Source organism: Jannaschia sp. 2305UL9-9 (assembly GCF_041403465.1).
Lineage (GTDB): Bacteria > Pseudomonadota > Alphaproteobacteria > Rhodobacterales > Rhodobacteraceae > Jannaschia.
The window spans coordinates 1-26,201 of the sequence record NZ_JBGEHM010000005.1 but is presented as its reverse complement, the minus strand read 5'-3'; the positions used below and the strand labels follow the sequence as shown (position 1 = coordinate 26,201).

General features: G+C 63.8%; 30 protein-coding genes. 10 read left to right on the top strand and 20 right to left on the bottom strand.

Annotation, left to right across the window (positions count from 1 at the left end; genetic code table 11):
• Positions 1–142: 142 nt before the first annotated feature.
• The 3 genes from V6N07_RS16185 to clpS are packed head-to-tail and all read right to left on the bottom strand — an operon-like array spanning position 143 to position 2,315.
• On the bottom strand, positions 143–958 hold the full coding sequence (locus tag V6N07_RS16185) for an SDR family NAD(P)-dependent oxidoreductase (protein WP_371157672.1): 816 nt from the start codon (positions 956–958) through the stop codon (positions 143–145).
• A gap of 10 nt (positions 959–968) precedes the next feature.
• On the bottom strand, positions 969–1,952 hold the full coding sequence (locus V6N07_RS16180) for a methyltransferase (RefSeq protein WP_371157670.1): 984 nt from the start codon (positions 1,950–1,952) through the stop codon (positions 969–971).
• A 39-nt stretch (positions 1,953–1,991) separates the two neighbouring features.
• Complete coding sequence (gene clpS / locus V6N07_RS16175) at positions 1,992–2,315, bottom strand: ATP-dependent Clp protease adapter ClpS (RefSeq protein ID WP_371157958.1); 324 nt, start codon at positions 2,313–2,315, stop codon at positions 1,992–1,994.
• A gap of 162 nt (positions 2,316–2,477) precedes the next feature.
• Here clpS and V6N07_RS16170 point away from each other — a divergent pair, with 162 nt between their 5' ends.
• Complete coding sequence (locus tag V6N07_RS16170) at positions 2,478–3,176, top strand: HAD family hydrolase (protein ID WP_371157668.1); 699 nt, start codon at positions 2,478–2,480, stop codon at positions 3,174–3,176.
• 150 nt (positions 3,177–3,326) lie between these two features.
• Here the strand turns inward: V6N07_RS16170 and serS are convergent, their stop codons facing one another.
• Positions 3,327–4,619 (bottom strand): serine--tRNA ligase, encoded by a 1,293-nt coding sequence (gene serS / locus V6N07_RS16165; protein WP_371157666.1) that lies wholly within the window; start codon positions 4,617–4,619, stop codon positions 3,327–3,329.
• A 202-nt stretch (positions 4,620–4,821) separates the two neighbouring features.
• Between serS and yajC the strand changes: the two genes are divergently transcribed.
• The 3 genes from yajC to secF are packed head-to-tail and all read left to right on the top strand — an operon-like array spanning position 4,822 to position 7,777.
• Positions 4,822–5,142 (top strand): preprotein translocase subunit YajC, encoded by a 321-nt coding sequence (yajC, locus tag V6N07_RS16160; RefSeq protein ID WP_371157664.1) that lies wholly within the window; start codon positions 4,822–4,824, stop codon positions 5,140–5,142.
• Positions 5,143–5,145: 3 nt separating this feature from the next.
• Complete coding sequence (gene secD / locus V6N07_RS16155) at positions 5,146–6,810, top strand: protein translocase subunit SecD (RefSeq protein WP_371157662.1); 1,665 nt, start codon at positions 5,146–5,148, stop codon at positions 6,808–6,810.
• A 1-nt stretch (position 6,811) separates the two neighbouring features.
• Positions 6,812–7,777, top strand: a complete 966-nt coding sequence (gene secF, locus V6N07_RS16150; RefSeq protein WP_371157660.1) for a protein translocase subunit SecF — start codon at positions 6,812–6,814, stop codon at positions 7,775–7,777.
• 73 nt (positions 7,778–7,850) lie between these two features.
• Here the strand turns inward: secF and V6N07_RS16145 are convergent, their stop codons facing one another.
• Positions 7,851–8,546, bottom strand: a complete 696-nt coding sequence (locus V6N07_RS16145; protein ID WP_371157658.1) for a hypothetical protein — start codon at positions 8,544–8,546, stop codon at positions 7,851–7,853.
• 146 nt (positions 8,547–8,692) lie between these two features.
• Here V6N07_RS16145 and V6N07_RS16140 point away from each other — a divergent pair, with 146 nt between their 5' ends.
• Both V6N07_RS16140 and V6N07_RS16135 read left to right on the top strand, forming a co-directional pair.
• Complete coding sequence (locus tag V6N07_RS16140) at positions 8,693–9,454, top strand: TSUP family transporter (protein WP_371157656.1); 762 nt, start codon at positions 8,693–8,695, stop codon at positions 9,452–9,454.
• A complete protein-coding gene (locus V6N07_RS16135; protein WP_371157654.1) occupies positions 9,454–9,807 on the top strand; it encodes an Mth938-like domain-containing protein in 354 nt (117 codons plus the stop codon). Before V6N07_RS16140 ends, V6N07_RS16135 begins: the two co-directional genes overlap by 1 nt.
• Before the next feature lie 77 nt (positions 9,808–9,884).
• On the opposite strand, the gene V6N07_RS16130 is transcribed toward V6N07_RS16135, so the two are convergent.
• Together V6N07_RS16130 and V6N07_RS16125 are read right to left on the bottom strand one after the other, a co-directional pair.
• Complete coding sequence (locus tag V6N07_RS16130) at positions 9,885–10,370, bottom strand: hypothetical protein (RefSeq protein WP_371157652.1); 486 nt, start codon at positions 10,368–10,370, stop codon at positions 9,885–9,887.
• A 139-nt stretch (positions 10,371–10,509) separates the two neighbouring features.
• The gene (locus tag V6N07_RS16125; protein WP_371157650.1) at positions 10,510–10,944 is read right to left on the bottom strand and encodes a VOC family protein; all 435 of its coding nucleotides are present in this window, start codon (positions 10,942–10,944) and stop codon (positions 10,510–10,512) included.
• A 258-nt stretch (positions 10,945–11,202) separates the two neighbouring features.
• Between V6N07_RS16125 and thyX the strand changes: the two genes are divergently transcribed.
• Positions 11,203–12,102: an FAD-dependent thymidylate synthase gene (gene thyX / locus V6N07_RS16120; RefSeq protein WP_371157648.1), complete on the top strand. Its 900-nt coding sequence runs from the start codon at positions 11,203–11,205 to the stop codon at positions 12,100–12,102.
• A gap of 132 nt (positions 12,103–12,234) precedes the next feature.
• On the top strand, positions 12,235–12,882 hold the full coding sequence (locus tag V6N07_RS16115; RefSeq protein WP_371157646.1) for a hypothetical protein: 648 nt from the start codon (positions 12,235–12,237) through the stop codon (positions 12,880–12,882).
• Between the two features lie 73 nt (positions 12,883–12,955).
• On the opposite strand, the gene V6N07_RS16110 is transcribed toward V6N07_RS16115, so the two are convergent.
• From V6N07_RS16110 to V6N07_RS16100, 3 genes are read right to left on the bottom strand one after another with little or no spacing between them, the layout of a single operon-like run.
• Positions 12,956–14,236: an NAD(P)/FAD-dependent oxidoreductase gene (locus V6N07_RS16110; RefSeq protein WP_371157644.1), complete on the bottom strand. Its 1,281-nt coding sequence runs from the start codon at positions 14,234–14,236 to the stop codon at positions 12,956–12,958.
• Positions 14,229–15,584 (bottom strand): glutamine synthetase family protein, encoded by a 1,356-nt coding sequence (locus V6N07_RS16105; protein ID WP_371157642.1) that lies wholly within the window; start codon positions 15,582–15,584, stop codon positions 14,229–14,231. Before V6N07_RS16105 ends, V6N07_RS16110 begins: the two co-directional genes overlap by 8 nt.
• Positions 15,577–16,269, bottom strand: coding sequence for a type 1 glutamine amidotransferase (locus V6N07_RS16100; RefSeq protein WP_371157640.1), 693 nt, complete (start codon positions 16,267–16,269; stop codon positions 15,577–15,579). The genes V6N07_RS16105 and V6N07_RS16100 overlap by 8 nt, the downstream gene beginning before the upstream one ends.
• Before the next feature lie 109 nt (positions 16,270–16,378).
• Here V6N07_RS16100 and V6N07_RS16095 point away from each other — a divergent pair, with 109 nt between their 5' ends.
• Positions 16,379–16,807, top strand: coding sequence for a CAP domain-containing protein (locus tag V6N07_RS16095; protein WP_371157638.1), 429 nt, complete (start codon positions 16,379–16,381; stop codon positions 16,805–16,807).
• Positions 16,808–16,829: 22 nt separating this feature from the next.
• Here the strand turns inward: V6N07_RS16095 and V6N07_RS16090 are convergent, their stop codons facing one another.
• From V6N07_RS16090 to V6N07_RS16050, 9 genes are all read right to left on the bottom strand, one after another.
• On the bottom strand, positions 16,830–18,203 hold the full coding sequence (locus V6N07_RS16090) for a glutamine synthetase family protein (RefSeq protein ID WP_371157636.1): 1,374 nt from the start codon (positions 18,201–18,203) through the stop codon (positions 16,830–16,832).
• Positions 18,200–19,006 carry an ABC transporter permease gene (locus tag V6N07_RS16085; protein ID WP_371157634.1) on the bottom strand — a complete coding sequence of 269 codons (807 nt, stop codon included), beginning with the start codon at positions 19,004–19,006 and terminating at the stop codon, positions 18,200–18,202. Before V6N07_RS16085 ends, V6N07_RS16090 begins: the two co-directional genes overlap by 4 nt.
• Positions 19,003–19,839, bottom strand: coding sequence for an ABC transporter permease (locus V6N07_RS16080; protein ID WP_371157632.1), 837 nt, complete (start codon positions 19,837–19,839; stop codon positions 19,003–19,005). The genes V6N07_RS16085 and V6N07_RS16080 overlap by 4 nt, the downstream gene beginning before the upstream one ends.
• A gap of 151 nt (positions 19,840–19,990) precedes the next feature.
• The gene (locus V6N07_RS16075; RefSeq protein ID WP_371157630.1) at positions 19,991–20,719 is read right to left on the bottom strand and encodes a transporter substrate-binding domain-containing protein; all 729 of its coding nucleotides are present in this window, start codon (positions 20,717–20,719) and stop codon (positions 19,991–19,993) included.
• Between the two features lie 59 nt (positions 20,720–20,778).
• On the bottom strand, positions 20,779–21,552 hold the full coding sequence (locus V6N07_RS16070; protein ID WP_371157628.1) for an ABC transporter ATP-binding protein: 774 nt from the start codon (positions 21,550–21,552) through the stop codon (positions 20,779–20,781).
• Positions 21,553–21,585: 33 nt separating this feature from the next.
• Complete coding sequence (locus V6N07_RS16065) at positions 21,586–22,305, bottom strand: hypothetical protein (protein WP_371157626.1); 720 nt, start codon at positions 22,303–22,305, stop codon at positions 21,586–21,588.
• Complete coding sequence (locus V6N07_RS16060; RefSeq protein ID WP_371157624.1) at positions 22,302–22,742, bottom strand: TerB family tellurite resistance protein; 441 nt, start codon at positions 22,740–22,742, stop codon at positions 22,302–22,304. Before V6N07_RS16060 ends, V6N07_RS16065 begins: the two co-directional genes overlap by 4 nt.
• Positions 22,743–22,774: 32 nt before the next feature.
• Entirely contained in the window at positions 22,775–23,068 is a 294-nt protein-coding gene (locus V6N07_RS16055; RefSeq protein ID WP_371157622.1) for a DUF1330 domain-containing protein, read from the bottom strand.
• 3 nt (positions 23,069–23,071) lie between these two features.
• Entirely contained in the window at positions 23,072–23,851 is a 780-nt protein-coding gene (locus V6N07_RS16050) for a 23S rRNA (adenine(2030)-N(6))-methyltransferase RlmJ (RefSeq protein WP_371157620.1), read from the bottom strand.
• Positions 23,852–23,981: 130 nt separating this feature from the next.
• Between V6N07_RS16050 and V6N07_RS16045 the strand changes: the two genes are divergently transcribed.
• A complete protein-coding gene (locus V6N07_RS16045) occupies positions 23,982–24,788 on the top strand; it encodes a MipA/OmpV family protein (protein ID WP_371157618.1) in 807 nt (268 codons plus the stop codon).
• Here V6N07_RS16045 and V6N07_RS16040 read toward each other — a convergent pair.
• Positions 24,772–25,629 (bottom strand): PhzF family phenazine biosynthesis protein, encoded by an 858-nt coding sequence (locus V6N07_RS16040; protein ID WP_371157616.1) that lies wholly within the window; start codon positions 25,627–25,629, stop codon positions 24,772–24,774. The genes V6N07_RS16045 and V6N07_RS16040 overlap by 17 nt on opposite strands.
• Positions 25,630–26,201 lie beyond the last annotated feature (572 nt).

Genomic DNA, 26,201 nt, shown 5'->3' with positions numbered 1-26,201 from the left:
AGGCGTTCAGATATCAGGCCAAGGCCGTCGAGTGGACAATCGAGGCATCGGCGCGTGTCATCTGCGCCGGATATCGCAGGATCCGGGGCAACGGCGCGCGGTGACAGGTTTGCGGCGCGCAATCCGTGCCGCCGCTTTTGTCCTAGTGGGTCGGGTCGACCACCGGGTCGATCAGGGTGCGACCGCCATCGACGGTCAGGATCTGGCCAATCATGAAGCTGGACGCGTCCGAGGCAAGGTACTGTACCGTTTCGGCCAATTCGCTCGGCGCCGCGATACGGCCCATTGGCGTGGCGCGCAGGATCTGTTGGCGCAGGTCAGGCTCTTCGGCCAGACGGCTGGTAAGATTGGCGGACATGACGGATCCGACGCCCAGACCGTTCACCCGTATGCGGCGCGCGGCAAGGGACACGGCGAGCGAGCGTGTCGCCTGATCCAGCGCCGCGGCGCTGACGGAATAGGCGAGCAATTCCGGCTGTGTCCGCCGGCCCGCTATGGACCCGACGTTGACGATCGTGCCGATTGTGCCGTCTTCGCGCTTTTCGACCTCGGCCTGGTGGATCATCCGCTTCGCAACCGCCTGTGACAAGCGCAGCGGTGTCATCAGGTTCTGCTCGAGCAGGGTCGATACGCTTGTATCCTCGGGGTTCAGGGGGTCCGTGACCATCAGCTGCCGCGAGGCGTTGACCAGGATATCCACACGGTCGAAAGCGTCGATTGTCGCCGACAGCAGGTTCGCCACGGTCAGGCGTTCGCGAAGGTCGCCCGCGAAATACTGGACGTTCCCCCCCTCTTCCAGGTTGCCGGCCTCTCCGACCTCATCTGCAAGCCGTGTCTCGTCGCGGTCCGCGAACATGACGTTCGCGCCCTGCTGGACGAAATGGCGGGCAATGGCGAGGCCGACGCCATTCGCGGCGCCGGTAACGATTGCTGTCTTGCCGTCGATACTCAGCGTCATGGATCGTGCCTCATGGCTTGTGTCGCTTGGGGCGCGTGGCCTCGATCACCTTGTAGCCATTCGTATCGGCCCGGACAGTGATTTCCCCGAAAGCATCGCGCAGAGTCGCTTCATACGGCAAATGTCGGTTCGCCACCATCAACAGACGACCGCGTGGCGTCAGCAATCGGGCCGCGGACGACACGAACGCCTTCCCCAAGGCGGGATCGGCCTGCCTTGCGGTATGAAACGGCGGATTGCTGACCACGACGTCGAACGGACCGCCGGTCCAGGTCGTCGCATCGGCCCAGTGAAACTGCGCGCGCGGATCGGTGACGTTTCTGCGCGCGCAATCCAGTGCGGCGGCCTCGGCCTCGACCAGCGCGACCCCGGTCGCGGCCTTGGATGCCATCAACCGTGCCGAAAGGTATCCCCAGCCGGCACCAAGGTCACAGACACATCCGCTGACGCCGTCGAAATGCTCGGCCAGCAGGGCCGATCCCGGGTCGATGCCGTCAGCAGAAAACACGCCAGCCGTCGTCGCGAACCCGTCAACCTGCCCCATCGTGGCAGTCCAGCCATCAGGCACCGGGTCGGGGGCGGTGATGGCAAAACACTTGCCGTGCGCCTTGGAATAGACCTCACCCACGTCAGTGACCTTGCGCAAGCCACGCAATAGGCTGTCGATGCCGTCGCTTTTCGCGCCGTCGACGATGATCCGGCCGCCGGGCCCTATTGCGGCGCAGGCCCGTGCCAGCAGATCGTGGGTCAGCGCCTTTGCGCGGGCCGCGAAAACGATGGCACCGGAAAATGGCCCATCGGCGGTCGTGGATACGTTCAGGCCGCGGGCCGTCAGGGCATCGAAGTCGGGGCGGAACCCGTGCAGGACGGCAAGACGATCGACCGGCAATCCGTCCAGAGACACATCGGCCGACGGACGCAGCAAAAGGATCTGCCCCGTTTCCGGAAGGCTGACGGCGCCGTTGGACACGGCAAGGGACAGGCGGGGGCTCATGGCCGCAGAAGGCTTAGGCAGGGGACCAGGACCGGAGGATCACTCTTCCTTCTCCATCGTGCACTGCAGCGGATGCTGATTGCGCCGGGCGAAGTCCATGACCTGTGCGACCTTGGTTTCCGCGATCTCGTGACTGAAGACACCGACCACGGCCAAGCCCTTCTTGTGCACGGTCAGCATGATCTCGACCGCATGGGAATGACCGATCGAAAAGAACCGTTCCAACACCATCACGACGAATTCCATGGGGGTATAGTCGTCGTTCAGCAGCATCACCTTGTAGAGAGGCGGCTTTGCGGTCTTCGGCTTGACCTTGGTCGCGATCCCGAGGTCGTTGTCCCCGTCGTCGGGGGTGCTGGCCATCGACAGGATGGCGAAAGGGGCTGAATCCGTGCGGTGCATGACGATGCTCCGGGCAATGGCAAATGGCTTGATCAGGCGTCACCATATAGGCGAATGGCGGCGCAGGAAAAGAGGGTCTGTTACGTGACGCGTGGCACACCCCAAAAGAAAGGAACATGCGACGTGCCAACCGGACCGACGATCATAGGCTTCGACGCCGACGACACGCTTTGGCACAACGAGCCGTTCTTCCGAATGACGCAGGAGCGTTTCGCAGAGCTTCTGCGCGATCATGCGGATCCGGACCACCTGATGGAACGCCTGCTGGAGGCAGAGCGCAGGAACCTTGGGCACTACGGGTTCGGCATCAAGGGATTCGTCCTCACGATGATCGAGACGGCGATCGAGGTGACCGACGGCCGCGTGCCCGCCAGCACGATTTCGCATCTTCTGAACGAAGGGCGCGAAATGTTGCGGCACCCTGTCGATCTTCTGCCGGGGGCAGAGGACACGGTGCGACAACTGTCCCAGACGCATGTCCTCATCATGATCACCAAGGGCGACCTGCTCGATCAGGAACGCAAGTTGGCCGAAAGCGGGCTTGGCGACCTGTTCGACGGGGTCGAGATTGTCAGCGACAAGAAGGCGGCAACCTATACCCGTGCCTTTGCAGACCATGGCGATGGTGCGCAGGCGGGGTTGATGGTGGGCAATTCGATGAAGTCCGATGTCATCCCGGCCATCGAGGCGGGGGCATGGGGTGTCTTCTGTCCGTCAGAGCAGGAATGGGCGCTGGAACGCGCAGACCCGCCGGTGGCGGCACCGCGCTATCATGAGATCGCGTCCCTGCACGAATTGCCGGATTTGGTAAAAACGCTCTGATGGAGCGAATGGTCGTCTGGGGTGGGGCTCCGGGCACGTGTCTTGCGGCCTCGAAAGGGCGCCAACCACGCTTAAAGAATGGTTAACGCTCCTTCCTCCGGCGAAAATACCTCGGAGGGCCGAAGGCGGGAGCAGAGCCCCCTCAGACCGTCAGATCAGGGTGCCGTCCGGTGACAGGATCGTCTTGCCCCCCAGCCATGGGGCCAGCACCTCGGGCAGGACGACGGAGCCATCCGCCCTCTGCCCATTCTCCAGAACGGCGATGAGGCAGCGGCCAACGGCAAGGCCGGATCCGTTCAGCGTATGGACGAATTCAGGCTTGCCGCGACCGGCCGGCTTGAACCGCGCATTCATGCGCCGCGCCTGAAATGCCCCCGTCGTCGAGCAGGAGGAGATTTCGCGATACATGTTCTGACCGGGCAGCCAGACCTCGATGTCATGGGTGCGACGCGCGCCGAAGCCCATGTCGCCCGTGCACAGGACGATCGTGCGGAACGGCAGGCCGAGCGCCTTGAGCAGATCTTCGGCGCAGCCTGTCATCCGATCCAGTTCCGCGCGGCTGTCGTCCGGGTGGGTGATCGACACCATTTCGACCTTTTCGAACTGATGCTGACGCAACATGCCCGATGTATCCCGACCGGCCGATCCGGCCTCGGAGCGGAAGCACAAGGTATGCGCCGTCATGCGGCGTGGCAGGTCCGATGCCTCCAGGATGTCGCCCGCCACGGAATAGGTCAGCGTCACTTCCGATGTCGGGATGAGCCAGAACCCTTCGCGTGTCAGGAAGCTGTCATCGCCGAACTTCGGCAACTTGTCTGTGCCCAACATCGCCTCGTCACGCACCAGAACGGGGGTGACATGTTCAACGAGGCCATTCTTGTCCGTGTGCGTATCCAGCATGAATTGTGCAAGCGCCCGGTGTATCCGCGCGATCGCACCGCGCAGCATCACGAAACGTGCACCGGACAGTTTGGCGGCCGTCTCGAAATCCATGCCGGGTTTCACACCCGCGATGTCGTAGTGTTCCACCGGGTTGAAATCGAAGGTCGCGGGGGTGCCCCAGCGGCGCAACTCGACGTTGTCATCCTCCGATGTGCCGTCCGGGACGTCATCGTCCGGCAGGTTCGGTATTTCCAGCAGGGCGGCGCGCAGCTTGGCATCCGTTTCGCGGGCCTCTTCCTCCAGCTTGGCGATCTCGGCCTTCTTGTCGGCAACAAGCGCACGCAGGCGTTCGAACTCGGCCTCGTCGCCTGCGGCCTTTGCCGCGCCCACCTGTTTCGAGGCAGCGTTGCGGTCCGCGAGGGCGGCCTCGGCCGCGGTGATGCAGGCCCGCCGGGCAGCATCCAGTGCCAGCAGGTCGGACGACATCGCCGCAAGACCCCTGCGGGCCAGTGCGGCGTCGAAGGCATCGGGGGCATCGCGGATCGTGCGGATATCGTGCATGGGGCCAGTCCTCGGGGCTGTCGGTCTTGCGTGTTTCCGTCCCCATACTACCCCGGGCAGCGTCGTGCCATAGGCAGACGCAGCCGTCGCAATGATCGAAAGACCCTTGGAACCCGCCCTTGCGCCCCCCATGTCGCCTCAGTAGGTTGCGCCGACTTCAAGACAGGGGTGCGATCGCACCGCACTAATCAAGGGATCAGACATGTTCGTAACCCCCGCCTACGCCCAGGATATGGGTGGCGCCGCCGCCGGTTTTGGCAGCTTCATCCCCCTCATCCTGATCTTTGCGATCATGTATTTCCTGCTGATCCGTCCGCAGCAGAAGAAGGTCAAGGAACACAAGGCCATGGTCGAGGCACTGCGCCGCGGCGACCAGGTCGTCACGCAGGGTGGCCTGATCGGCAAGGTGTCCAAGGTCAAGGAAGACGGTGAAATCGAGGTTGAGATCGCAGAGGGGGTCAAGGTTCGCGTCGTGCGCGCCACCATCGCGCAGGTCCTGTCCAAGACCGAACCGGCGGCCTGATCCATGCTTCAGATCGCGCTCTGGAAGCGTCTGGCGATTTTGCTGGTCTGCGTGACCGGCTTGATGCTTGCCGCCCCGAACCTGTTCTATGGCCCTGTCGAGCGGCACAATGATGCCCTGACGGCCTTGGAACGCGGCGCGATCTCGACGCCGGAAATCGAAGATGCCCTTGCGGAATGGCCCGACTTCCTTCCGTCCGGCCTGGTGAACCTGGGGCTGGACCTGCGCGGTGGCGCGCATCTGCTGGCCGAAGTCCAGCTGGGTGACGTCTATGCGGCGCGGCTGGATGGATACTGGCCCGAGGTGCGCGATGCCTTGCGCGAGGTGCGGGCCGAGGTCGGCACCATCCGCCGACAGGACGGCGCGCCCGACGAATTGCGCGTTCGCATCTCGAACCCCGATGGCTTGCAGACCGCAGTGACCGCGGTGCGCGCCCTCGCGCAGCCCATCGTGTCCCTGACGGGTGTCGGACAGACGGATATCTCGGTCAGCGGCGCAGGCGACGTGCTTACCGTGACCTTGTCGGACGCGGAAAAGGCCGCCACCGACGATCGCACGATGCAGCAGTCGCTGGAAATCATCCGACGCCGTGTGGACGAGGCCGGGACACGGGAGCCCACGATCCAGCGACAGGGCGCCGACCGGATCCTGATCCAGGTGCCCGGCATCGGATCTGCCCAGGAACTCAAGGAACTGATCGGCACCACCGCGCGCCTGACGTTCCACCCGGTCATCAGCCGGTCGGTCGATCCGTCGACACAGCCGACCGCGGACCAACTTCTTTACCCTGCGATGGATGAGCCTGACCGGTTCGTCCTGCTGGAACGCACGCCCGTGGTTACCGGCGACGACCTTGTCGACAGTCAGCCCGCCTTTGATCAGAACGGCATCCCGGCCGTCACCTTCCGCTTCAACCCCGCCGGCGCACGCGCCTTCGGTGTCTACACCGCCGAAAACATCGGGGCACCGTTCGCGATCGTTCTGGACGAAGAGGTCGTGACCGACCCCACCATCCGGGACGCCATCACCGGCGGTTCCGGCCAGATCACAGGCCAGTTCGGCGTGGAGGAGGCAAACCGCCTGTCCATCCTGCTGCGCGCGGGCGCCTTGCCCGCCGAGATGACGTTCCTCGAAGAACGCACGATCGGGCCGGAACTGGGTCAGGACAGCATCGACGCGGGACAGATCGCGTCCCTGATCGCGATGGCAGCCGTCGTGTTCTTCATGATCGCCAGTTACGGCCTGTTCGGTGTGTTCGCGACCGTTGCGCTGGGCATCAACGTTGCCCTCATCTTCGGAGCCCTGTCCCTTATCGGTGGCACGCTGACCTTGCCGGGGATCGCGGGTATCGTTCTGACGATCGGTATGGCCGTCGACGCCAATGTCCTTGTCTTCGAACGTATCCGCGAGGAGTTGAAGACTGCCAAGGGACCATCCCGAGCGATCGCGCTGGGCTACGAGAGGGCGCTGTCTGCCATCGTCGATGCCAACATCACGACGTTCATCATCGCCGTGATCCTGTTCACCCTCGGCTCCGGCCCCGTGCGCGGGTTCGCCGTCACGCTGGGCATTGGGATCGTCACTTCCGTATTCACGGCGATCTTCGTCACCCGCCTGCTGATCGTGTTCTGGTTCGAACGCCGTCGCCCCAAGACGATCGAGGTCTGATATGCGTCTTCGCCTAGTTCCCCAGGAAACCAACTGGGATTTCATGCGCTACCGCAACTTGACATTCGGCGGGTCCGTGGTGGCGATGATTGCGGCCATCGCCGTCTGGCTGATCGTCGGCCTGAACTTCGGTATCGATTTCCTTGGCGGCACGACGATACGTACGGAATCCACCATGGCGGTCGATGTCGGTGCCTATCGCGCGGCGCTGGAGCCGCTGGCCCTTGGCGACGTCACCATAACCGAGGTGTTCGACCCGACCTTCGCACCCGATCAGAACGTCGCACAGGTCCGCATCCAATCGCAGGACGGCGCCGAGGCCGTCACGCCCGAGACCATTACCGCGGTCGAGATGGCCTTGCAGACGGTGGATCCGTCGCTGACCTTTCCGTCCGTCGAATCCGTGGGGCCGAAGGTATCGGGTGAGCTGATCACCTCTGCCTTGCTGGCCCTTGGCGCAGCCATGGTTGCGATGCTTTTCTACATCTGGCTGCGGTTCGAATGGCAGTTCGCCGTCGGGGCCGTGGCGGCGCTTGTCCACGATATCGTGCTGACGATCGGTATCTTCAGCCTGCTGCAGATCCGTTTCGACCTTGCGACGATCGCGGCATTGCTGACGGTGCTTGGCTATTCGATCAACGACACCGTGGTCATCTTCGACCGCCTGCGGGAGAACCTGATCAAGTTCAAGAAGACGCCGCTCGTCGACATCATGAACAAGTCGGTCAACGAGACGCTGTCGCGCACCTTGATGACATCCGGCACGACCCTGCTTGCGTTGATCGCGTTGCTGGTGCTGGGCGGTGACGTGATCCGGGGGTTCGTCTTCGCGATCTTCTGGGGTGTGATCGTGGGGACGTATTCCTCGGTCTACGTAGCCAAGAACGTCGTTCTGATGCTGGGGGTCGACCGTGACCCGAAAAAGCCGTCCGATGCCGGCACGCAGTTCGCGGATATCGACGCCTAGGCCCAGGCGACACTACAACCGAAGGAGGGCAGGTTGGACTGCCCTCCGGGTCCGCAGCAAGCTACGACAAGGCCTAGTTGCCGTAGAGGTAGGCCAACAGGGCTGCCAGCCATTCGGCAAACGTCTGCCCGCCGCCGTCCGTCGAGGTGTCCGTGGGATCATCGGATGTATCGACGGATGCATTGACGATCGGTTCGTCGTCTTCCTCGGGCGCAGGCGCCTGATCCCCACCAGTCCCTGCCATGGGGTCCGGCGACGTTTCGGTCGTCAACGCATAATCCGTTCCCGGAATGGTCGACCATCCCAGTTGGCTGGCGATGCGCGCAATCTCATCCGGGTCGGTGGTGTCTGCCGTCGGGCGGGCCTCGCCCCGTTCCGAATTAGCAAGACCGGTCGCGAAGCTGATATCGTTGAGGGCGCCGTGTTCGTCGGCACCCTCGGCCGTGTCCGTTTGGTCGGCGACGAAGCTCATCAGGAAATCCGACATCGTGTCGAGGTCATCACGTGAGAGCGTGCTCAACCCCGTATGGAGGACCGTGTGGTTCGTCTCGGAATAAGGGATGTAGTCGCGCATGGCTGCGCCCCACGTATCGCCAGCACTGGCGGCGAGGCCCATCTGGACCTCGACTTCGTGGTTGGCTGTCTTGACGCCGGACGACAGTATGCCCACCGTGCCCATCGCCGTGGCTGTTGCGATCGCGGTCAGCACGACCCAATCGACGCTGATTGCGCCGTCTTCCCTCGACAGAAAGGCACAGCTCCTGCTCATCTGGTTTTCCTCCTGCGGATTGCGACGGGCTCCGCCGCGATCAGTGTCATGTAAAGATGGCGCCGACAGGGCAGGCAGGAGGCGTCGTTGCGGGGGCGTCGCAACGATTTGCATCGCTTTTGACGATTGTTTTCAAAGGTCACCCAATGTTCGCTGACTTCGCTTCCGGCTTTGGCGTAGCGATCGCAGACCTGGTTTTCCTTGTCGCGGTTGCAACTCTTGCGGGGATCGTGCGGGGCTTTTCGGGTTTCGGCTCTGCGCTGATCTATATTCCCCTCGCCGCGACCGTTCTGCCGCCGGTGTGGGTGCTGATCACCTTGACTGTGATGGACCTCGTCGGGCCCCTGCCGAACCTGCCGCGTGCCGTCCGGGAGGGGCGGCCCCGGCAGGTCGCCGCAATCGGGGCCGTTGCCGGGGTGACCTTGCTCGCCGGGCTGTGGGCCCTCGACCGGATCGGCGATGCGGGGTTTCGCTGGGTCGTGTCTGGGCTTTGCCTTGTCACTGTGGCCCTGATGGCGACCGGTTGGCGGTGGAGCGGGCGGATCACGCCGGCCATCATCCTCGGAAGTGGGGGGATGTCCGGTTTCCTTGGTGGTCTGTCGGGTCTTGCGGGCCCCCCGGTGATCCTGACGTATATGTCTGCGTCGCTGCCTGCCGCGACGATCCGGGCGAATGTTCTGATGTATCTTGTCCTGTGGGACGCGATGCTGATCAGCATGCTTGCGGTGCAGGGGCGCCTGACGGCCGCACCGCTCCTGCTTGGCGCGGTGCTCATCCTGCCCTATCTGGGAGCCAACGTGGCCGGGGCATGGGTGTTCCGGACAGGGGCGGAGCGGATGTATCGCGCTGCGGCCTATATCATTATCACCGGGGCCGCCGTGATGGCCCTTCCAGTCTGGAGCCTGTGATGAACCTGACCGAAGTGACCTTCGATGATGCCCGCCCTTTCGACGGCTATGGCCCCGGTTTCTTCCGTGTCGGAGGAGAGGTCGTGGACGGGCCGCTGATCGTTCACAGCGGGGGGATGACATCCTGGGGCGGATATTCGGATGCGGCCGGCCTGTTGGCGCTGGCCTCGCTCGTGGATGTCATTCTGGTCGGGACCGGCGCCGATATCGCCCATGCGCCGGCTGATCTGCGAATGGCCGTCGAGGAGGCGGGACTCGGGCTGGAGGTGATGAACACGCCCGCCGCCTGCCGGACCTACAACGTCCTCGTGGGTGAGGGGCGCAGGGTCGCCGCGGCCGTCTTGCCAGTCTGAGACAGGCAGGCAAGATAATGTGCCATTCGGGCAGAACCCTGCCGCTGGGGCGCCGTGACCTGAATTGATCGGTGCAATCAGCCGTCGGCTATCGAAGGCGCCTCATACCCGATGTCGCTGCTGATCCGCGTAAGCTCCTCCTCATCGAAGGCGGTTGCGGTGGTGCGGGTGGTCCCGGCGTTCGCATAGGCGATATCCACGGCCGAGCTGAGGTCTGCGACGTTGCCGACCGTATCGGCATCTGAATCCCCGTCGAGGGCTTCGTTCAAGGCATTCGAGTAGGCGGCCATCTGGTCGAGATCTGCGGTATCAAGCTGCGACACGCTACGCATCAAGGCACCGTAGGCCACGGGGTCATGCGCCGTGTGGCCGAAGCCGGCCTGCACCCGCGCAATGACCGACGGGGCGTTCAGGTTGGCATCGATGTCGCCCACCGCGTGGTCCAACCCGTCGCCCATCACGGTCACGACCGCCAGCGTCATGCCGACGGCCGCGGCGGTCAGCACGACCCAGTCGACCGAGATCGCGGCTGTTTCGTCCCTCAGAAATGTCGTCCCGTGCATCTGCATCCGCCCTCATTGCCCTTGGCTGAGGCAAGGGACCTAATCAGCGATCTGGGCAAATCTGCGACGGCGTTGCGTTCGGACTGGGGGCAATGCCCCCAATCCGACGCAACAATAGGAGGTCGACCTCGGAAGGGCCTTACCAGTGGCCGGTGTTCTCCATGCTGGCCCAAGGCTCCTGCGGTGCCTTGGCCTCACCGGCCTGCAGCAATTCGACCGAGACATTGTCGGGGCTGCGCACGAAGGCCATGTGCCCGTCGCGCGGCGGGCGGTTGATGGTCACGCCCGCATCCATCAGGGTCTGGCACGTCTCGTAGATATCATCGACGGTATAGGCGAGGTGCCCGAAATGGCGGCTGTCCGATGGCAGGGCGTCGTCGCCGTCCCAGTTGTAGGTCAGTTCGACATCGGCGTGGCCGTCCGCCTGCTCGGGAGGGCACAGGAACACCAGCGTGAAGCGCCCTTTCTCGTTATCGGTCCGGCGCCGTTCCACGAGGCCCAGCAGCTTGTAGAACGCGATGGAGGCATCGAGGTCTTTCACCCGGACCATGGTGTGCAGGTATGTGATCGGCATCTGGCTCTCCTTGGTTTGCTGCCGCGCAGGGTAGCGTCCCCGCTTGGGCCGTCCACCCCGTTCCCCGGCGATTTCGGCGCAATGGCGCAGGGGGTAACCTGCGCCTGCGCAACGGGATCCGCCGCCTGCCGTTCCTCCGCGGCGCGCGCGCCTTCGATGTGGCGCGACCGCCACCGGGCGGAAAACGCACCCCGCCCCCGTGCGCGCCCCGCCACCCTGCGATAGCCTCGGGGGCGACAGAATCGGGCAGGACAGAACATGACACCGGAACAGCAGGCACAGATCGACGCACAGCGCGCGGAAACCCATCAGACCCGCCGCGCGACCGCACCGGGGATGGAGGCGCATCTCTACACCGCCTACCCGGTCCTCGATCACGGGTTCGTCCGCGTCATCGACTACATGGGTGACGATGCGGCCATCTGCCAGGCGGCGCGCGTGTCCTACGGGCGCGGCACCAAGGCGGTCAGCAACGACGAAGGCCTGATCCGCTACCTCATGCGCCACTGGCATTCGACCCCGTTCGAGATGTGCGAGATCAAGCTGCACGTCAAACTGCCCGTCTTCGTCGCGCGGCAGTGGATCCGCCACCGCACCGCCAACGTGAACGAATACTCCGCCCGCTACTCGATCCTCGACCGGGAGTTCTACATCCCGGCACCCGAAGACCTTGCCGCGCAGAGCGTCGTCAACAACCAGGGCCGGGGCGAGGCCCTGTCGGGAGACGAGGCGCAACGCGTCCTCGACTGGCTGCGCGACGACAGCGACCGCGCCTATGACCACTACGAGGCGATGATCTCACAGGACGGCCAGCAAGGCCTCGCCCGCGAACTCGCCCGCATGAACCTGCCCGCGAACATCTACACCCAATGGTACTGGAAAGTTGACCTCCACAACCTGTTCCACTTCCTCCGCCTGCGCGCCGACGCCCACGCCCAGATGGAGATTCGGGTCTATGCGAAAAAGCTTTGCGAAATCGTTAAAGACTGGGTGCCCGCCGCCTACGGCGCCTTCGAGGACTACCGCCTGGGCGGCGCCACCCTCTCCGCGCGCGGCGTCGACTGCGTGCGGAGGATGGCCGCCGGAGAAGAGGTCACGCAGGAGACGAGCGGGATGAGCAAAGGGGAATGGCGGGAGTTTATGGGGGTTGTAGGGTGACACATGCATTGATGAGAGAAATGGTATTTCTAGTGGCGGTATATTTCGAATTTCGGAGGCCTGAGGAAGAAAGCGTTCGCGAAAGTATTGACGCGCTCTTGTAATTTTTTTGGTGCGAACTGGAGGGGTATTATGGATCGTCGAGCCTTGCAAAAAGTCGCAAGTCGAATTCGCCTTATTGATAAAGCTATCAATGACCTGTCGGGCGCACGATCTTTTCAGGAATTCTCTGATTTTTGGTATCAGTTTTTAGTAAACTGGAAAAACGTATATACTATTCTAGAGGTGGGCTCTAAATTGTCTGCGCAGTCTAGGCAATGGTACGGCGGGGTAAAGAAAGAGCGGAAGTCGGACGAGCTCTTGCAATATCTGTTCGAAGCTCGAAACGCCGCGGAACATATGCTAGACGATAGTTTGAACGCTCAAGCTCCGGTAACGGTCATTGGAGCCGCAGAACCGAACTCGAGTCAGTCTATTGTTCTAAACGGCGGGGGTATTCGAAATGTCGAAATCACGGGTCGTTTCAACATGGGTGCTATGGTCGTGGTTGGAGGTTTTCCTAAAGGCTTGGAGGTCCGTTCGTTGGATAGAAAGCCGGTCAAGATAGAATATAGCCCAGAAAAAGTGCTATTAGCGCCAATCAATGCAAGAGGAAGGGTGATAGATCCACCAACTATGCACTTGGGCGAGCGCATAGTCGATCCCTCTCCGTTACATGTGGCGATAATCGCGACTGACTATATAAAGAAATTAAGCGACACAGCGAAGAAAATAGTTTAAAAATCCAGTTTTCTGTCTAGCAGTTCCTTATGCAGGTTATTCAGAGGCCTGCTATGCTAGGGTAGTCATCGCATTATGCGTTAAGCCGATCGCGCATCGCCCCGAAAACCATCCCCGCCTGCGCCGCCAATCCCCCCAGCCAACGCCCTCCCGGCAGCGCGGGCACGGGCAACCGGCCGAGCAGGTCAAACCGCGCCCGGTCCCCCCGCATCGCCTCCACCGCGACCTTGCCGAACAGCGCGGACAGGGCCAGCCCGTGGCCCGAGTATCCTCCGGCCGAGAACACGCCCGGCGCGACCTCGGCGAGGTAGGGCAAGCGGGTGGCGGTGACGGCAAGGGTGCCGCCCCATGCGTGGTCGAAGCGCACGTCCGAAAGCTCCGGATAGACACGCGACAGGTTCGCGCGGACCCGGCCCGCGATGTCGCCGGGGAACCGCTTGCCGTAGCTTTCGCCCCCGCCATAGACCAGCCGCCCGTCCGCCGTCTGCCAGAAGTAGTTCACCACGAAGCGTGAATCCGCGACGGCGACAGGTTCCGCCATAGGGGGGGTGGCCAAGGGCTCTGTCACCGCGATGTAGTTGTTGATCGGCAGGACCCGTGCCGCCGTCTTGCGCGTCAGATGCGCGGCGTAACCGTTCGTCGCCTGCAACACGAAGCGCGCGCGCACCCGCCCGCGGGCGGTGGCGACCACGTCGGATATGCGGTGCACCTCCGTCCCCTCGTGGATGGTGACGCCCGCCCGCACGGCGGCCCGCGCAAGGCCAAGGACATAGGCCAGCGGGTTGCAGTAGCCCGCCGACATGTCCAGCACGCCACCGGCATAGGCCTGCGACCCAATCCGCGCGCGGACCTGCGCCCGGTCCAGCACAGTCAGCGTGGTTCCGTGCGTGTCGTTCATCCAGCCGGCCTTGGCACCTGCCGCGTCCAGTTCCGCATCGGACAGGCAGGCGGACAGCACCCCGGCACGGTAGTCGGCGGCAGGCGCATGGTCGGTGATCAGGCGTTTTGTCAGACGCTTGGCATCCTCGCTGAGGTTCCAGAGCGCGCGCGCATCCTTGCCCAAGCGGCGTTCGAGAGCCTGTTGGTCCCAGTTGAAACCGGAGCCGATCTGGCCGCCATTGCGTCCCGACGCACCCCAGCCGACCCTCTGCGCCTCCAGAACGATGACGGACAGGCCCGCTTCGGCCGCGTGCAGCGCCGCCGACAGCCCCGTAATGCCCGCGCCGATGATGCAGAGGTCGGCCTGTCGTTCGCCCGCGAGCGGTGGGAAGGGGGCCGGCACTTCAAGGCCCGCGCCATACCACGTTTCGGGCCAGCGGCCCCGGTCGCCGTTGGCGTGCAGCCAGCTAGACATTCAGCAGCAGATGCTCCCGCTCCCAAGGGGAGATGACCTGCAGAAACTCCCGGTATTCGAGACGTTTGACGGCGGTGTAGACACGGGCGAAATCCGGGTGCAGCACCTCGTGCATGTCCTCGGCGGCTTCGAACAGGTCCAGCGCTTCGGACAGGTCGCGGGGGATGCCGTCCGCGCTGTCGTAGGCGTCGCCCGTGAACTGCGGGGCGGGGTCGATCTTGTTGATCAGGCCCAGATACCCGCAGGCCAGCGATGCCGCGATCCCGAGGTAGGGGTTGCAGTCCATCCCGGCGATCCGGTTCTCGACCCGTTTGGCATCGGGTTCCGACACGGGCACACGCAGGCCCGTGGTCCGGTTGTCGCGCCCCCATTCGAGGTTGATCGGTGCTGCGAAGTCGCGGACATAGCGCCGATAGCTGTTCACGTAGGGCGCGATCAGGGCGATGACCGATGGCAGATGCCGCTGCATGCCGCCGATGAAATGCATGAACTCGGGCGTTTCGGTGCCGTCGCCGCCGTCGAACAGGTTTCGTCCCGTGGCCATATCGACGACCGAATGGTGGATATGCATGGCCGATCCGGGTTCGTCCTGAATCGGTTTCGCCATGAAGGTTGCATAGCAATCGTGTCGAAGCGCGGCTTCGCGGATCAACCGCTTGAAATAGAAGATCTCGTCCGCCAATCGGACCGGGTCGCCATGGCGCAGGTTCAGCTCTACCTGACCGGACCCACCCTCCTGCAGGATGCCGTCGATCTCCAGGCCCATGGCCTCGGCGTAATCGTAGATATCGTCGATGACGGGGCCATATTCGTCGACGGCCGACATGGAATAGGCCTGCCGCCCGGCGGCGCGGCGACCCGATCGGCCCATGGGCGGCTGAACGGGCTTGGACGGGTCGGTATTCCGCGCCACGAGGTAGAATTCCATCTCCGGCGCGACGACTGGCTGCCAGCCTTGGGCGGTGTAGAGGTCCAGCACCCGTTTCAGGACATTCCGGGGGGCCGTGGGGACCGGGATTCCGGCCTGATCGTGCATGTCGTGGATGACCTGCATCGTCCAGTCCGCCGTCCAGGGCGCGGCGCAGGCCGTTCCGAAATCCGGGGTCAGGATCATGTCCGGTTCCAGAAAGGCGGCATCGCCGTCTTCCGCCCAATCGCCGGTGATCGTCTGCTGAAAGATCGAGTTCGGCAGGTAGAACTTGGGCTGTTTGGCAAACTTGGCGGCGGGCATCGCCTTGCCACGGGCAATACCGGACAGGTCGGCCACGATACATTCGACCTCATCCAGGCGACGCCCCTCCAAGTATTGGCGGGCGTGCTCGGGGGTCAGATCCATCCAGTCAGACATGTGCCACCCGTGTCTTGAAGAACTGCGCGATGGAATGCGCCATGACCGTATCGTCTATGGGGCGGTCCGTTGCCGCGATCGCCGCATCCATCAGCGCGTCGGGATAGGTGCCTGTGCCACGGCGTGCGCTGACGTAATCGGCAAGCAGTGCGTTGTCGAATTCCGGGTGTGCCTGAATCGTGAATGCCGTCTGGCCGTAGGCGACGATCGCGTTTTCGCAGAACGCGTTGCGCGCAAGAACCTTGGCCGTCGCGGGCAGGGTCACGACCTGATCCTGATGCCAGGCGTTCAGGGCGATGGCGGCGCCCTCCGTCGTTTCGTAGGTATGGTTGCCCAGTCCCCAGCCACCATCGAATTTCGCCACGACGCCTCCAAGGGCCTGCGCGATGATCTGATGGCCAAAGCAGATGCCGACCATCGGTTTGTCCGCGTCCCGTGCGGCGCGCACAAAAGCCTCGAGCGGTTGGATGAAAGGATGGTCTTCATAGGCCCCGTGCCGTGATCCCGTGATCAGCCAGCCGTCGGCAGCATCGACCGAGGGGGGGAACATCATGTGCTCCACGTCCCACGCGCTGAACGTGAAGCCGTGGCCGTCAAGCAATCGCGAGAACATGACGTCGAAATCACCCCGCGTCTGGATGATGGGTTCGGGCGGGTGCCCGGCCTGCAAAATGCCGATGTGCATGGGATCCTCTGGAGTGCTGCGCAGCACGCTAGTGCGCCGCTGATCCGCCGTCCAGCGGCAACGGTTCGTCAATGGATTTCGACGCAGACTGACAGTCGGGGAGAGTCCGATGCCGTTGCTGCGCCTGCTGTTGATGATGATCGTATTGGCCGACGTTGGTCGCGCCGATCCCCTTGCGGTGGCATCGGCCGAGCGCGTCGCGCGAGGGATGGCGGTGCTTGTCCCCGATACGCGGTTGATGCAGGCGGCCCGGCAGCAGGCGGATCACATGGCCCGGTTCGGCCGCCTTGGTCACGAGGGGCCGGGTGGGACCACGGTGTTCGATCGTGTCCGCTCGACCGGCTTCGCGGCCTGTTTCGTAGCCGAGAACGTCGCCGCAGGACAGCGATCGGATAGCGCCGTCATACGCAGTTGGATGCAGTCCCCCGGTCATCGGGCGAACATTCTGGATCCAAGGGTGGATCATGGGGCGATAGCCGTCACGCGGGGACGCGACGGGCGTCTTTATTGGGCGATGGTTCTGGCCGGCCGATGTTGACCGTCAACGCGACAGCCATCTGTCAGACCGTATCGAGGTAGAGGTCCATGCGTTCATGTTCCGTCAGGGTCTCGATGTCCCGCAACTCCTGCCGCTTGGTCAGGATCATGTTCTGGATCAGGCCTTCGGGCAGAAGGCGCCGTGTCCATCCGTCCGTCTCGAACCGCGCGATCGCCTCGCCCCACGTCGCGGGGATCCGCGGCAGGTCGAGGTCATAGGCGTTGCCGGTGATCGGGGCAGGGGCGTCCGCCCCATCCTCGATGCCGCGCAGGGCAGCGGCCAGAATGACCGCAAGCAGCAGGTACGGGTTCACATCGCCACCGGAAACGCGATGCTCGATCCGGCGGGCGGCGTTCGGCCCGCTTGGAATGCGGATCGCAGAGGTGCGGTTTTCATAGGCCCAGGCCAATCCGGTCGGAGCATGGGCCCCGGGCACCAGTCGGTCGTAGGAATTGGCATGCGGCGCGAAGATCAAGGTCGAGGCGGGCGCGGCGCCCAGCAGCCCCGCAACGGCATGACGCAAAAGCGGAGAGCCTTCGGGCGTGCCGTTGTCGAAGATATTGGCGCCTGTCCGGTCCAGCACCGAGAAATGCACGTGCATTCCGTTGCCCGCATAGTCGGGATAGGGCTTGGCCATGAAGCTGGCTGCAAAGCCGTGTTTCCGCGCCAGACCGCGCAGGGCCAGTTTGAACAACCACGCATCATCGGCGGCTTTCAGGGCGTCGGGTTGGTGGGCGAGGTCGATCTCGAACTGACCGATCCCAGCCTCCGAAATGGCGGTATTGGCCGGAATGTCCATCGCTTCGCAGGCGTCATAAAGCTGCGTGAAGAAGTTGTCGAAGGCATCCAGCTGCCGCATCGACAACGTCTCGGCCCCCGGACGGCGTTTCCCGGACACGGGCGATTTTGGCACGCGCAGCTGTCGGGTGCTGTCGTCGATCAGGTAGAATTCCATCTCGGTCGCGACGACAGGTGTCAGGCCCCGGGCGGTATAATCGGCCAGAACGCGGGCCAGCGCATGACGAGGATCGCCGGCAAAGGCCGTGCCGTCCGGGTGGTACATCCACAGCGGCAGCATCGCCGTAGGCGTGTCGAGCCAGGGCATCGGAACGAAACCGCGGTCGGTCGGTTTCAGGATGCCGTCCGCATCGCCAGTATCGAACACGAGGGGGCTGTCTTCGATATCCTCGCCCCAGATGTCGAGGTTCAGAATGGAGTAGGGAAAGCGCGTGCCTTCCGTCTCCAGCTTGTGGGCGAACCGACGGGGGATGCGCTTGCCGCGTGCCTGTGCGTTCAGATCACAGGCCGCCGCGCGGACGGAATGGATGTGGGGGTTGTCGTGTAGCCAGCCGAGGGGGGCGTCGCCCCGAGGGGGCGTAGTCGCCGTGTCGTTCATCTGATGATCTGGGGCAGCAGCCGGGGGCGTCGCCCTGCGGCTTGGGGAAGGTGCCGGTTCAAGCGCCGGTTCATCGCCCCCATGATGCCGATGATCACCAGCGTCAAGAGGATGAAATACCCTGCAAGGATCGGATAGGGCACGAAGGGGTTGAACGTCTTGTCTGCGAAATACTGCGCATAGTAGAGGGCATCGCCCTTCTGCTGGCGCGCGGGGAAACCGGTGAAGAAGACGAGCGTGGTGGCATGGAACAGGAAGATGGCTTCGTTCGTATAGGCGGGCCACGCAAGGCGCAGCATCGTCGGCCAGGTGATCCGCCGGAACTTCGTCCAACCCGTGATGCCGTAAGCCTCGGCTGCTTCCAGATCACCCTTGGGCACCGTGCGCAGCGCGCCGTAGAAAATCTCGCCTGAATAGGCGGCGGTGTTCAGGAACAGAACGACGAGGGCCCCGGCCCACGCCGATGAAAAGGCCCCCATCCACGGGACGACCTGTTTCAGGGACAAGAACAGGAAGTAGGCGAAGAAGAACTGAATGAACAACGGAGAGCCGCGGAACAGGAATACGAACCATTCCGACAGTTTGCGCGCCACAATGTTGTCGGAGGCCTTGCCGACCGCGACCATCGTCGCCAGCGCGAAACCCGACACAAGGGCAAGAGCCCCGAAGTAGATGTTCCACAGCATGCCGGACCCGATCAGGGTAACCTGCTGGCACAGCGTGAAATCCGATCGGGGCAGCAAACGCTCTCCGATGCCGAGGGACCGAAGGCCGTAATCCGCGATGGTCTCCAGACAGCTCATGCCATGCCCTCGCGGCGCATCGCCTCGCCCGCGGCGGTGGCCTGACCACGGGCCAGACGGGTCGACAGGCGCGCGATGACAATTTCGGACACGCGGGTGAAGGCGAGGTAGAACACCAGCAGCGCGAGAAAATACCACATTCGCCAGTCCGGGTGCGGATAGTCGGAAAAGCGCGCCGTCTTGGCGGCGCCCAGTTCACGCGCCCAATAGACGATATCCTCGACCCCGAGCAGGAACAAAAGCGGCGTGGCCTTGATCAGAACCATCCAGAGGTTCCCGAGGCCGGGCAGGGCGTAGACCCACATCTGCGGCACGACGATCCGGCGGAACGTCTGACGGCGGGTCATGCCATAGGCCTCGGCGGTCTCGACCTGGGCACGGGGCACGGCACGCATCGCGCCGTACAGGATATTGGCAGCGAAAGCGCCGAACACGATCGCAAAGGTCAGCACTGCAATGGCGAAGCCATAGGCCTCATGCACCCATTGGGGCGACGTGCCGAGGGGCAATTTAGCGGCCGGACACACAAGGAAATCGGTGCCCTGCCGGATCGGATCCGTCCAGTCAGGGCAGAGGACCTTGTGGCGCAGGTATTCGAATCCCTGATCAAGGGCGATGACGAAGAAGAGGAAGAACGCGATGTCGGGCACGCCGCGCACGATCGCGATATAGCCTTTGCCCAGCCATCGAAGGGGGGCCACATGCGACCGGGCCGCAACGGCGCCACCGAATCCGAAGGCCAGCGCGGTCGGCGCGGTGACCGCCAGCAGGATCAGCACCGTTCCGAAGGCCCCATAGAACGCCATGTGCTTGCCCGTCGTCAGGTAGCACATCAGCCAGTTCAGGCCGCTCAGCGTGTCAGGGTCGGTACAGGCGAAGATGGCGCAACGCTCCCTCGGGGAACCGGTCCGGCATCAATGCCGGAGAAAGATGGATGAAGAGCCGGGGCAGGGGGCAGCGCGGTGCGCCGCCCCCGTTTGGCAATCAGAACGTCGTCGCGTCTTCGCCGAACCACTTGAGGATCAGCTCGTTGAGCGAGCCATCTTCCTTCATCGACGTGATGGCCGCGTCGAACTTGCCGCGCAGTTCGTCATCGCTTTCGCGCAGGCCAAGGCCGATACCGCCGCCGAGGGCGACATCTTCGCCTGCCAGCACCAGCTCACCGCCCGATTCCTCGACCGTCGGCAGCAGGGCGTCCTTGTCGGCGAACACGGCGTCGGCCTCGCCGCTGCGAACGGCGGCGACGGTCTCGTCGTAGGTTGCGAACTCCAGAAGGGTGGCGCCCGATTCGGCGACGTAGCCGGCCTGGATCGTGTTGGTCTGCGCCGCAACGACGCCACCGGTCAGGTCCGCATCGGCCGACAGGGCGACATAGGCGGAGGATGCGGGCGGGAAGTAGTTCTGCGTGAAGTCGATGACCTCCTCGCGCTCATCCGTGATGCTCATGCCGGCGATGATCGTGTCGTAGTTGCCCGAGGTCAGGTTCGGGATGATGCTGTCCCACTCGTTCGTGACCCATTCACAGGTCAGTTCGGCGCGTGCGCACAGCTCGTCGCCGACTTCGCGCTCGAACCCGTCGACTTCGCCGGCGTCGTTGAGGAAGTTGTAGGGAGGGTATTGGCCTTCGGTGCCCATGCGAACGACGCTGTGGCCGTCGGCAAGGGCCATGGTGGCCGTGGTGGCAAGCGCCGCTGCGGTCAGGATCAGTTTCATCTTCGTCTCTCCGTGTTGTGGGCCGCCCCTTGATGGGCGGTCCCGATAGGATGGGTATATCAGTGGCTGGTCGCGGACAGGAACCCGCGCAGGCGTTCGCTTTTCGGCTGGCCGAACAGGGCGTCGGGCGGGCCCTCTTCTTCGATCAGACCCTTGTGCAGAAAGATGACATGGTCGCTGACGTCATGGGCCAGCTTCATGTCATGCGTGACGATCACCATCGTGCGCCCCTCGTCGGCCAGCGCCTTGATGACGCGCACCACTTCCTGTTCCAACTCGGGGTCGAGCGCACTTGTGGGTTCGTCGAACAACAGTGCCTTGGGTTCCATCGCAAGGGCCCGCGCAATCGCCGCGCGCTGCTGCTGACCGCCCGAAAGCTGCGCCGGCCATGCATCAGCCTTGTCGGCAATTCCAACCTTGGCAAGATAGTCGCGGGCGCGGGCCTCTACCTCGGCGGGGTCGCGGCGCATGACGTGGACCGGGGCCTCCATCACGTTCTGCAGGATCGTCAGGTGCGACCACAGGTTGAACGACTGGAAGACCATGCTGAGGTTGGTGCGGATGCGTGTGATCTGCGCGGCATCGGCCGGGCGGCGGGCATGACCGGATCCACGCCAGGTTATCGGTTCCTCGCAGAACAGGATATCACCCTTCTGGCTGTCCTCCAGAAGGTTCGCACATCGCAGGAGGGTCGATTTGCCGGAGCCCGAGGATCCGATCAGGGACACCACCTGACCTTGCCGCGCCGTCAGGTCGACGCCCTTCAGGACTTCGAGCGGGCCATAGGCCTTGTGCAGGTCGCGGATCTCGATGACGGGGGGTGCGTCGGGCAAGGTCGGGCCTTTGGCTGCGATTGGTTCGCACGTTTACGCCGGAATTCGCGCTGAATTGCAATGGGGGGCGGCAGCGGTTGTCGCGTAAGCCGCAGGAGGCAGCATCGTCAGGCCCACGAGACGGGTCGCTGCCCGATCCGCAGGCGATTGTGCGGCGATGGCGGCCCGAATGGCATGCCGCAACGGATGGATCAGGTCCGCCTGCGCGGTGATGAAGGGTGTGCTGGGCGTGGGTCTGGTCGTTTCGCGGATGGCAAGGTCGGGGGCCGCAAGATGGGTCCACGTCACCACATCGATTGCCGCAAGGGCCGCACGGCCGTCCGCCACCGCACGGGCAGAGGCCGCGTGGCTGCCTGTTAGAATCACCCGGCCGGCCAATCCGGCTGCGACGAGGGTGCCGAATCCCGACTGGCTGTCCGGGTTGTTCACTGCAAGACCGTCCGTTGCGGCCTGCGCAGGGGTGCGTGGATCATCTGCCCGCATCACGACGTGAGACGCGTAATGACCCGGGGGCATGTCGGGCAGGTCCCAGTCGGGGCTGCCGACCACATGCACGTGATCCGCCAACCCCTGCTGCAGGGGCAGGGCACATGTCATCGAAAGCAGAAGGCCTTGATCGCGCCAGTGCGTTGCAAAATCCTCGGGCCAGACAAGATGCTCAGGTGACCTTGTCGGCAAATGCGCGCGGATCGATGTCCACAGACGCTCCCACGCGGGGCGGGCACCGGGATACCATGCAAGGCTTGCGATCATCCGCCGGTTTCGACGCGCCGGCGGGCAAGGTTGCTGTCGCGGTCGTTGACGCCGAGCAGATTTGCAAGCAGCCGGAGCAGGCTGTCTTCCTCCGCGTCCCGTTCCCCGTCGGCCAGCACGACGGACCAGAGCGCCTCGATCACGGCGACACGATCCTCGAGGGATACGGCGTCCTTGATGGCGCGGGTAAAGCGGACGGTATCCGGGGCCTCGGCCTCCAGACCTTCGGCCTGCAGTCGCAGGTTGGCAGCGGCGGCGGCATCGAGGCCATGGCGCCGCATCAGGATCCGGTCGATCCGGGCCACTTCGGCGGGCGCATAGTCACCGTCGCTGCGGGCGACCCGCACCATCAAGGCGGCCAGCGCAAGGCGGGCGTCGGGTTCGGGCAGGCGGTCCGGGGCGGGGGCCGCGAGGCGGCGCAGAAGATCGGCAAACATGACCGCGATATAGGACGGGGGTGTCGGGTTCGCTACCCCTCCCACCCTTCGACGATGACGAGGTCGGAAATGCTGATCCCCTCGCGCAGCTTGAGCGCGGCCTGATATCCATCCGAGGCATAGCAATCGAGGGCAGCCTGATAGCTGGGGAATTCGATCACCACGGTTCGCGGCAAGGCCGATCCTTCGACGGTTTTGCGGCTGCCACCACGCACCAGAAACCTGCCGCCATGCTCTGCAAGGGGGGCCGCATTGGCAGCGCGATAGGCTTCGTATCCTTCGACGTCATCGACGCGTCCATGCGCGATCCAGTACCCCTTGGCCATCTCTCACTCCTCCTTGAACAAATCCGCGATGCGGCCGGCTTCGTCGGCAAGGCCCCAGGGCGCGTTGATGACCGCCATGCCGGACCCGATCATGCCGTGCCCTTCGCGCGCCGGGGGGAAGGACACCTCGCTGACCAGAAGGTCGGGAACAGCGGCCTTCAGTGCCCGAAGCATCGGTGCGTGGCGCCGGTCGACCAGCAGAGGATACCACAGCATGATGATGCCGACGTTCCACTTGGCATGGATCGTCGGCACCAGTCGGGCGATGGTCTCGTAATCGGCGCGCACCTCCCATGAAGGGTCGATCAGCATGAGGCCACGGCGCGGATCGGGAGGTGTCAGTGCCTTGGCCATTTCCAGTCCGTCACGCTTGTAGATGCGCGTGTTTGGATTGCGCGGCAGGCTTTCGGTCAGGGCGGCATGTTCCTGCGGGTGCAGTTCGGCGAAATGCAGGCTGTCGAAGCGGCGCAGCAGATGGGCCGCGAACAGGGGGGATCCGGGGTAACAGGTGGGGCCGTGTTCCTTGCGTATCGCATCAAGGGTGCGGCGCCATGGATGATCCGGGGCAAATCGTTGCTCTAGCCGCGCCACACCTGCCGATGCCTCACCCGTGCGCCGGGCCATCGCATCGGACAGGTCATACAACCCCCGCCCGGCGTGTGATTCGAGATAGCTCAGCGCCTTGTCCTTGCGGGTCAGGTAGTCGAGCGCGAAGGCCAGCAGGGCGTGCTTGTGCACATCCGCGGCGTTTCCTGCGTGAAAGCTGTGCTGATAAGACAACATTGCATCCGCGTACTGCTGCTTGGCGTCGCTGTCACGCGATTTGACGGAAGTTTGAAGGTGCGGAAACTTTTTGGCGTGCTAGGTGTTTGCCAACGACTGACCAATCTTTCTCTACTCTGGTGACCCGCACATGTTTCGACCGATTGCCCTCCTCGCTTGTCTCGCTGCCGTTCCGGCCATGGCGCAGGACGGCCTGACGTCTGACCTTGGCGAGACGAATTTCTCGTCCCAGGGTAGTGGCCCGGCACTCGGGTTCACGTTGCGTGGGGGTGTGGCCTCGACACCGACCTATTTCGGATCTGACAACAACGATGCATCCCCGGACCTCGGGTTCGAGTTGAATTATCTGCGGCTCGGCGGTTTCACGATCGGCGATCCGGACCCATTGTATCGGCCGAACGGTTTCGGCGTGACGGGGTCTTTCCGCTATATCTCCGAACGCTCGGCAAGCGACGATCCCGAACTGGCGGGACTTGATGATGTGGATGCGTCGTTGGAGCTGGGCGGGGGGCTGCGCTATGCGACCGATGCCTATCAGGTGTATGGCACCGTCCGGTATGGTGTCATCGGGCACGAGGCTTTCGTGGGTGAGCTTGGCGCGGACGTGTTTTTGCGCCCATCCGATCGCCTGACCCTGCGGGCCGGCCCCCGCGCCTTCTTCGGTGACAGCGACTATGCGGCGACATATTTCGGCGTGACGGCGGCCGAAGCCGCGGCGCCGGGGTCGACGTTTGCGGCCTATGCGCCGTCCGGCGGGCTGCTGTCCGCCGGCGTTGAGCTGGGCGCCGGATACCGTATCAACGACAATTGGGGCGTGGACGCTGCCATCCGGTATGACCACCTGCAAAACGACGCCGCGAACAGCCCGATCACGCGTGACGACGATCAGCTGTCCGCACGGATTGGTCTGACCCGACGGTTCAGGTTGGGATTCTGATCCGACCCTGAGCCACGGGTACGGCGCCCCCGGAAATGCGGACGGCGGTTACCTGACCGTCCGTGACATCTGCTTCGAACCCGATGCGGGACGGTCGTCCCATTTCTTCCCCCTGCCTGATCGTGAAGGCAGTCGTTCCATCGCGAAGGGCATCGTTCGACAAGAGCTGTGCCGCGAGGATCGCACTGGCCGATCCGGTCGCGGGATCCTCGGGAATCCCCGCCGTCGGCGAAAACATCCGCGCATTGAAGTCGGGATCGTAGATCCAGGCGCTGTCTACATTTGCGGCGCCCATGAGGTCTGACCAATAAGGCTCCCGCGGGGAAGCTGTCCTGAGGGCGATCCGGTCACGAACAGGAATGTAAAGAAACGCCGGCCCGCCCGCGAAAGCACCCGGTCGATGGGGCCCGATCTGCGCAGGCGCAAGGCCAAGCGCCAGTGCGCAAAGCTCCGGGTCCGGATCGTCGACATGGCGGGACGGCAGGACAGGTGCCGTGAACTGCGCAACTCCGTCGGCAATCCTGACGCTGACCAAGCCGGCCTGCTCCTCCAACGCGATATCCATGGCCCCGCCGCGTCCTGAAAGGCAGAGCGCGGCACCGATGGTGGGATGGCCCGCAAAAGGGATCTCGGCCGTCGGAAAGAAGATGCGCGCCCGCGCAGTATGCCTCGGGTCATGTGGGGGCATGAGGAAGATCGTCTCGGACAGATTGAACTGTCGGGCGATCGTCTGCATCTGCGAGGTGCTGAGCGTCCCGTCTGTATCGACGATCGCCAGGGGATTGCCTGCAAAGGCGACATCCGTGAACACGTCCCAGATCTCGAACGCCAGATCGTCCATATCCTGTCCCCCTCGTCGAAGGCCCACCGAGTGATCCGGATTCTGGCCTTGCTGCTATGCGATGCGAGCAGGGTGCCATGCTGACAGGGCTATAGGATAGTCCCCGCGTTGCGTGTCTGCGATTGGCCGAGGATCATGTGGGGGGCAGACGTCGCCGGAAGGGGAGGCAGTCCGGAACTGCCGTACGGACTAAGAGCCAGAACACACGCGGTCCCACGCATGCTGTGTCGAATGCCTCCAGCGGGAACGCGGCGGGCATCGTCCCGACCTGCTCTGCAGGGCCTGACGATTGCAGCGACGACCGGCAGGGAAAGTCTGCGCGGGGCCGAGCGGCGCAGAGGTATCTGTCAGGCGCAAAAATGGGGGAGACTTCGTCTGCCTCTGATGCTCTCGGATCCTACTCCGACCGAAGCGGGATCTGCCCATCCTGTTTGGGTCCGAACCAAGTTCTACATGTGGTGCCCTTCTCCCCTCCCGGCACAATCCCGCGCTCGAAGTGCCTCGTTTTAAGGCGTTTGGTTGTGTGTGATTCTGGTGGTTTGTGGGAGGTTGTGGTTGGTTGAGGGGTGAGT

Excerpts from the sequence above, each read along its gene's own strand:
- V6N07_RS16185 (WP_371157672.1), bottom strand. The coding sequence starts at position 958 with ATGACGCTGAGTATCGACGGCAAGACAGCAATCGTTACCGGCGCCGCG.
- V6N07_RS16180 (WP_371157670.1), bottom strand. The coding sequence starts at position 1,952 with ATGAGCCCCCGCCTGTCCCTTGCCGTGTCCAACGGCGCCGTCAGCCTT.
- clpS (WP_371157958.1), bottom strand. The coding sequence starts at position 2,315 with ATGGCCAGCACCCCCGACGACGGGGACAACGACCTCGGGATCGCGACC.
- serS (WP_371157666.1), bottom strand. The coding sequence starts at position 4,619 with ATGCACGATATCCGCACGATCCGCGATGCCCCCGATGCCTTCGACGCC.
- yajC (WP_371157664.1), top strand. The coding sequence starts at position 4,822 with ATGTTCGTAACCCCCGCCTACGCCCAGGATATGGGTGGCGCCGCCGCC.
- secD (WP_371157662.1), top strand. The coding sequence starts at position 5,146 with ATGCTTCAGATCGCGCTCTGGAAGCGTCTGGCGATTTTGCTGGTCTGC.
- secF (WP_371157660.1), top strand. The coding sequence starts at position 6,812 with ATGCGTCTTCGCCTAGTTCCCCAGGAAACCAACTGGGATTTCATGCGC.
- V6N07_RS16145 (WP_371157658.1), bottom strand. The coding sequence starts at position 8,546 with ATGAGCAGGAGCTGTGCCTTTCTGTCGAGGGAAGACGGCGCAATCAGC.
- V6N07_RS16140 (WP_371157656.1), top strand. The coding sequence starts at position 8,693 with ATGTTCGCTGACTTCGCTTCCGGCTTTGGCGTAGCGATCGCAGACCTG.
- V6N07_RS16135 (WP_371157654.1), top strand. The coding sequence starts at position 9,454 with ATGAACCTGACCGAAGTGACCTTCGATGATGCCCGCCCTTTCGACGGC.
- V6N07_RS16130 (WP_371157652.1), bottom strand. The coding sequence starts at position 10,370 with ATGCACGGGACGACATTTCTGAGGGACGAAACAGCCGCGATCTCGGTC.
- V6N07_RS16125 (WP_371157650.1), bottom strand. The coding sequence starts at position 10,944 with ATGCCGATCACATACCTGCACACCATGGTCCGGGTGAAAGACCTCGAT.
- thyX (WP_371157648.1), top strand. The coding sequence starts at position 11,203 with ATGACACCGGAACAGCAGGCACAGATCGACGCACAGCGCGCGGAAACC.
- V6N07_RS16115 (WP_371157646.1), top strand. The coding sequence starts at position 12,235 with ATGGATCGTCGAGCCTTGCAAAAAGTCGCAAGTCGAATTCGCCTTATT.
- V6N07_RS16110 (WP_371157644.1), bottom strand. The coding sequence starts at position 14,236 with ATGTCTAGCTGGCTGCACGCCAACGGCGACCGGGGCCGCTGGCCCGAA.
- V6N07_RS16105 (WP_371157642.1), bottom strand. The coding sequence starts at position 15,584 with ATGTCTGACTGGATGGATCTGACCCCCGAGCACGCCCGCCAATACTTG.
- V6N07_RS16100 (WP_371157640.1), bottom strand. The coding sequence starts at position 16,269 with ATGCACATCGGCATTTTGCAGGCCGGGCACCCGCCCGAACCCATCATC.
- V6N07_RS16095 (WP_371157638.1), top strand. The coding sequence starts at position 16,379 with ATGCCGTTGCTGCGCCTGCTGTTGATGATGATCGTATTGGCCGACGTT.
- V6N07_RS16090 (WP_371157636.1), bottom strand. The coding sequence starts at position 18,203 with ATGAACGACACGGCGACTACGCCCCCTCGGGGCGACGCCCCCCTCGGC.
- V6N07_RS16085 (WP_371157634.1), bottom strand. The coding sequence starts at position 19,006 with ATGAGCTGTCTGGAGACCATCGCGGATTACGGCCTTCGGTCCCTCGGC.
- V6N07_RS16080 (WP_371157632.1), bottom strand. The coding sequence starts at position 19,839 with ATGTGCTACCTGACGACGGGCAAGCACATGGCGTTCTATGGGGCCTTC.
- V6N07_RS16075 (WP_371157630.1), bottom strand. The coding sequence starts at position 20,719 with ATGAAACTGATCCTGACCGCAGCGGCGCTTGCCACCACGGCCACCATG.
- V6N07_RS16065 (WP_371157626.1), bottom strand. The coding sequence starts at position 22,305 with ATGATCGCAAGCCTTGCATGGTATCCCGGTGCCCGCCCCGCGTGGGAG.
- V6N07_RS16060 (WP_371157624.1), bottom strand. The coding sequence starts at position 22,742 with ATGTTTGCCGATCTTCTGCGCCGCCTCGCGGCCCCCGCCCCGGACCGC.
- V6N07_RS16055 (WP_371157622.1), bottom strand. The coding sequence starts at position 23,068 with ATGGCCAAGGGGTACTGGATCGCGCATGGACGCGTCGATGACGTCGAA.
- V6N07_RS16050 (WP_371157620.1), bottom strand. The coding sequence starts at position 23,851 with ATGTTGTCTTATCAGCACAGCTTTCACGCAGGAAACGCCGCGGATGTG.
- V6N07_RS16045 (WP_371157618.1), top strand. The coding sequence starts at position 23,982 with ATGTTTCGACCGATTGCCCTCCTCGCTTGTCTCGCTGCCGTTCCGGCC.
- V6N07_RS16040 (WP_371157616.1), bottom strand. The coding sequence starts at position 25,629 with ATGGACGATCTGGCGTTCGAGATCTGGGACGTGTTCACGGATGTCGCC.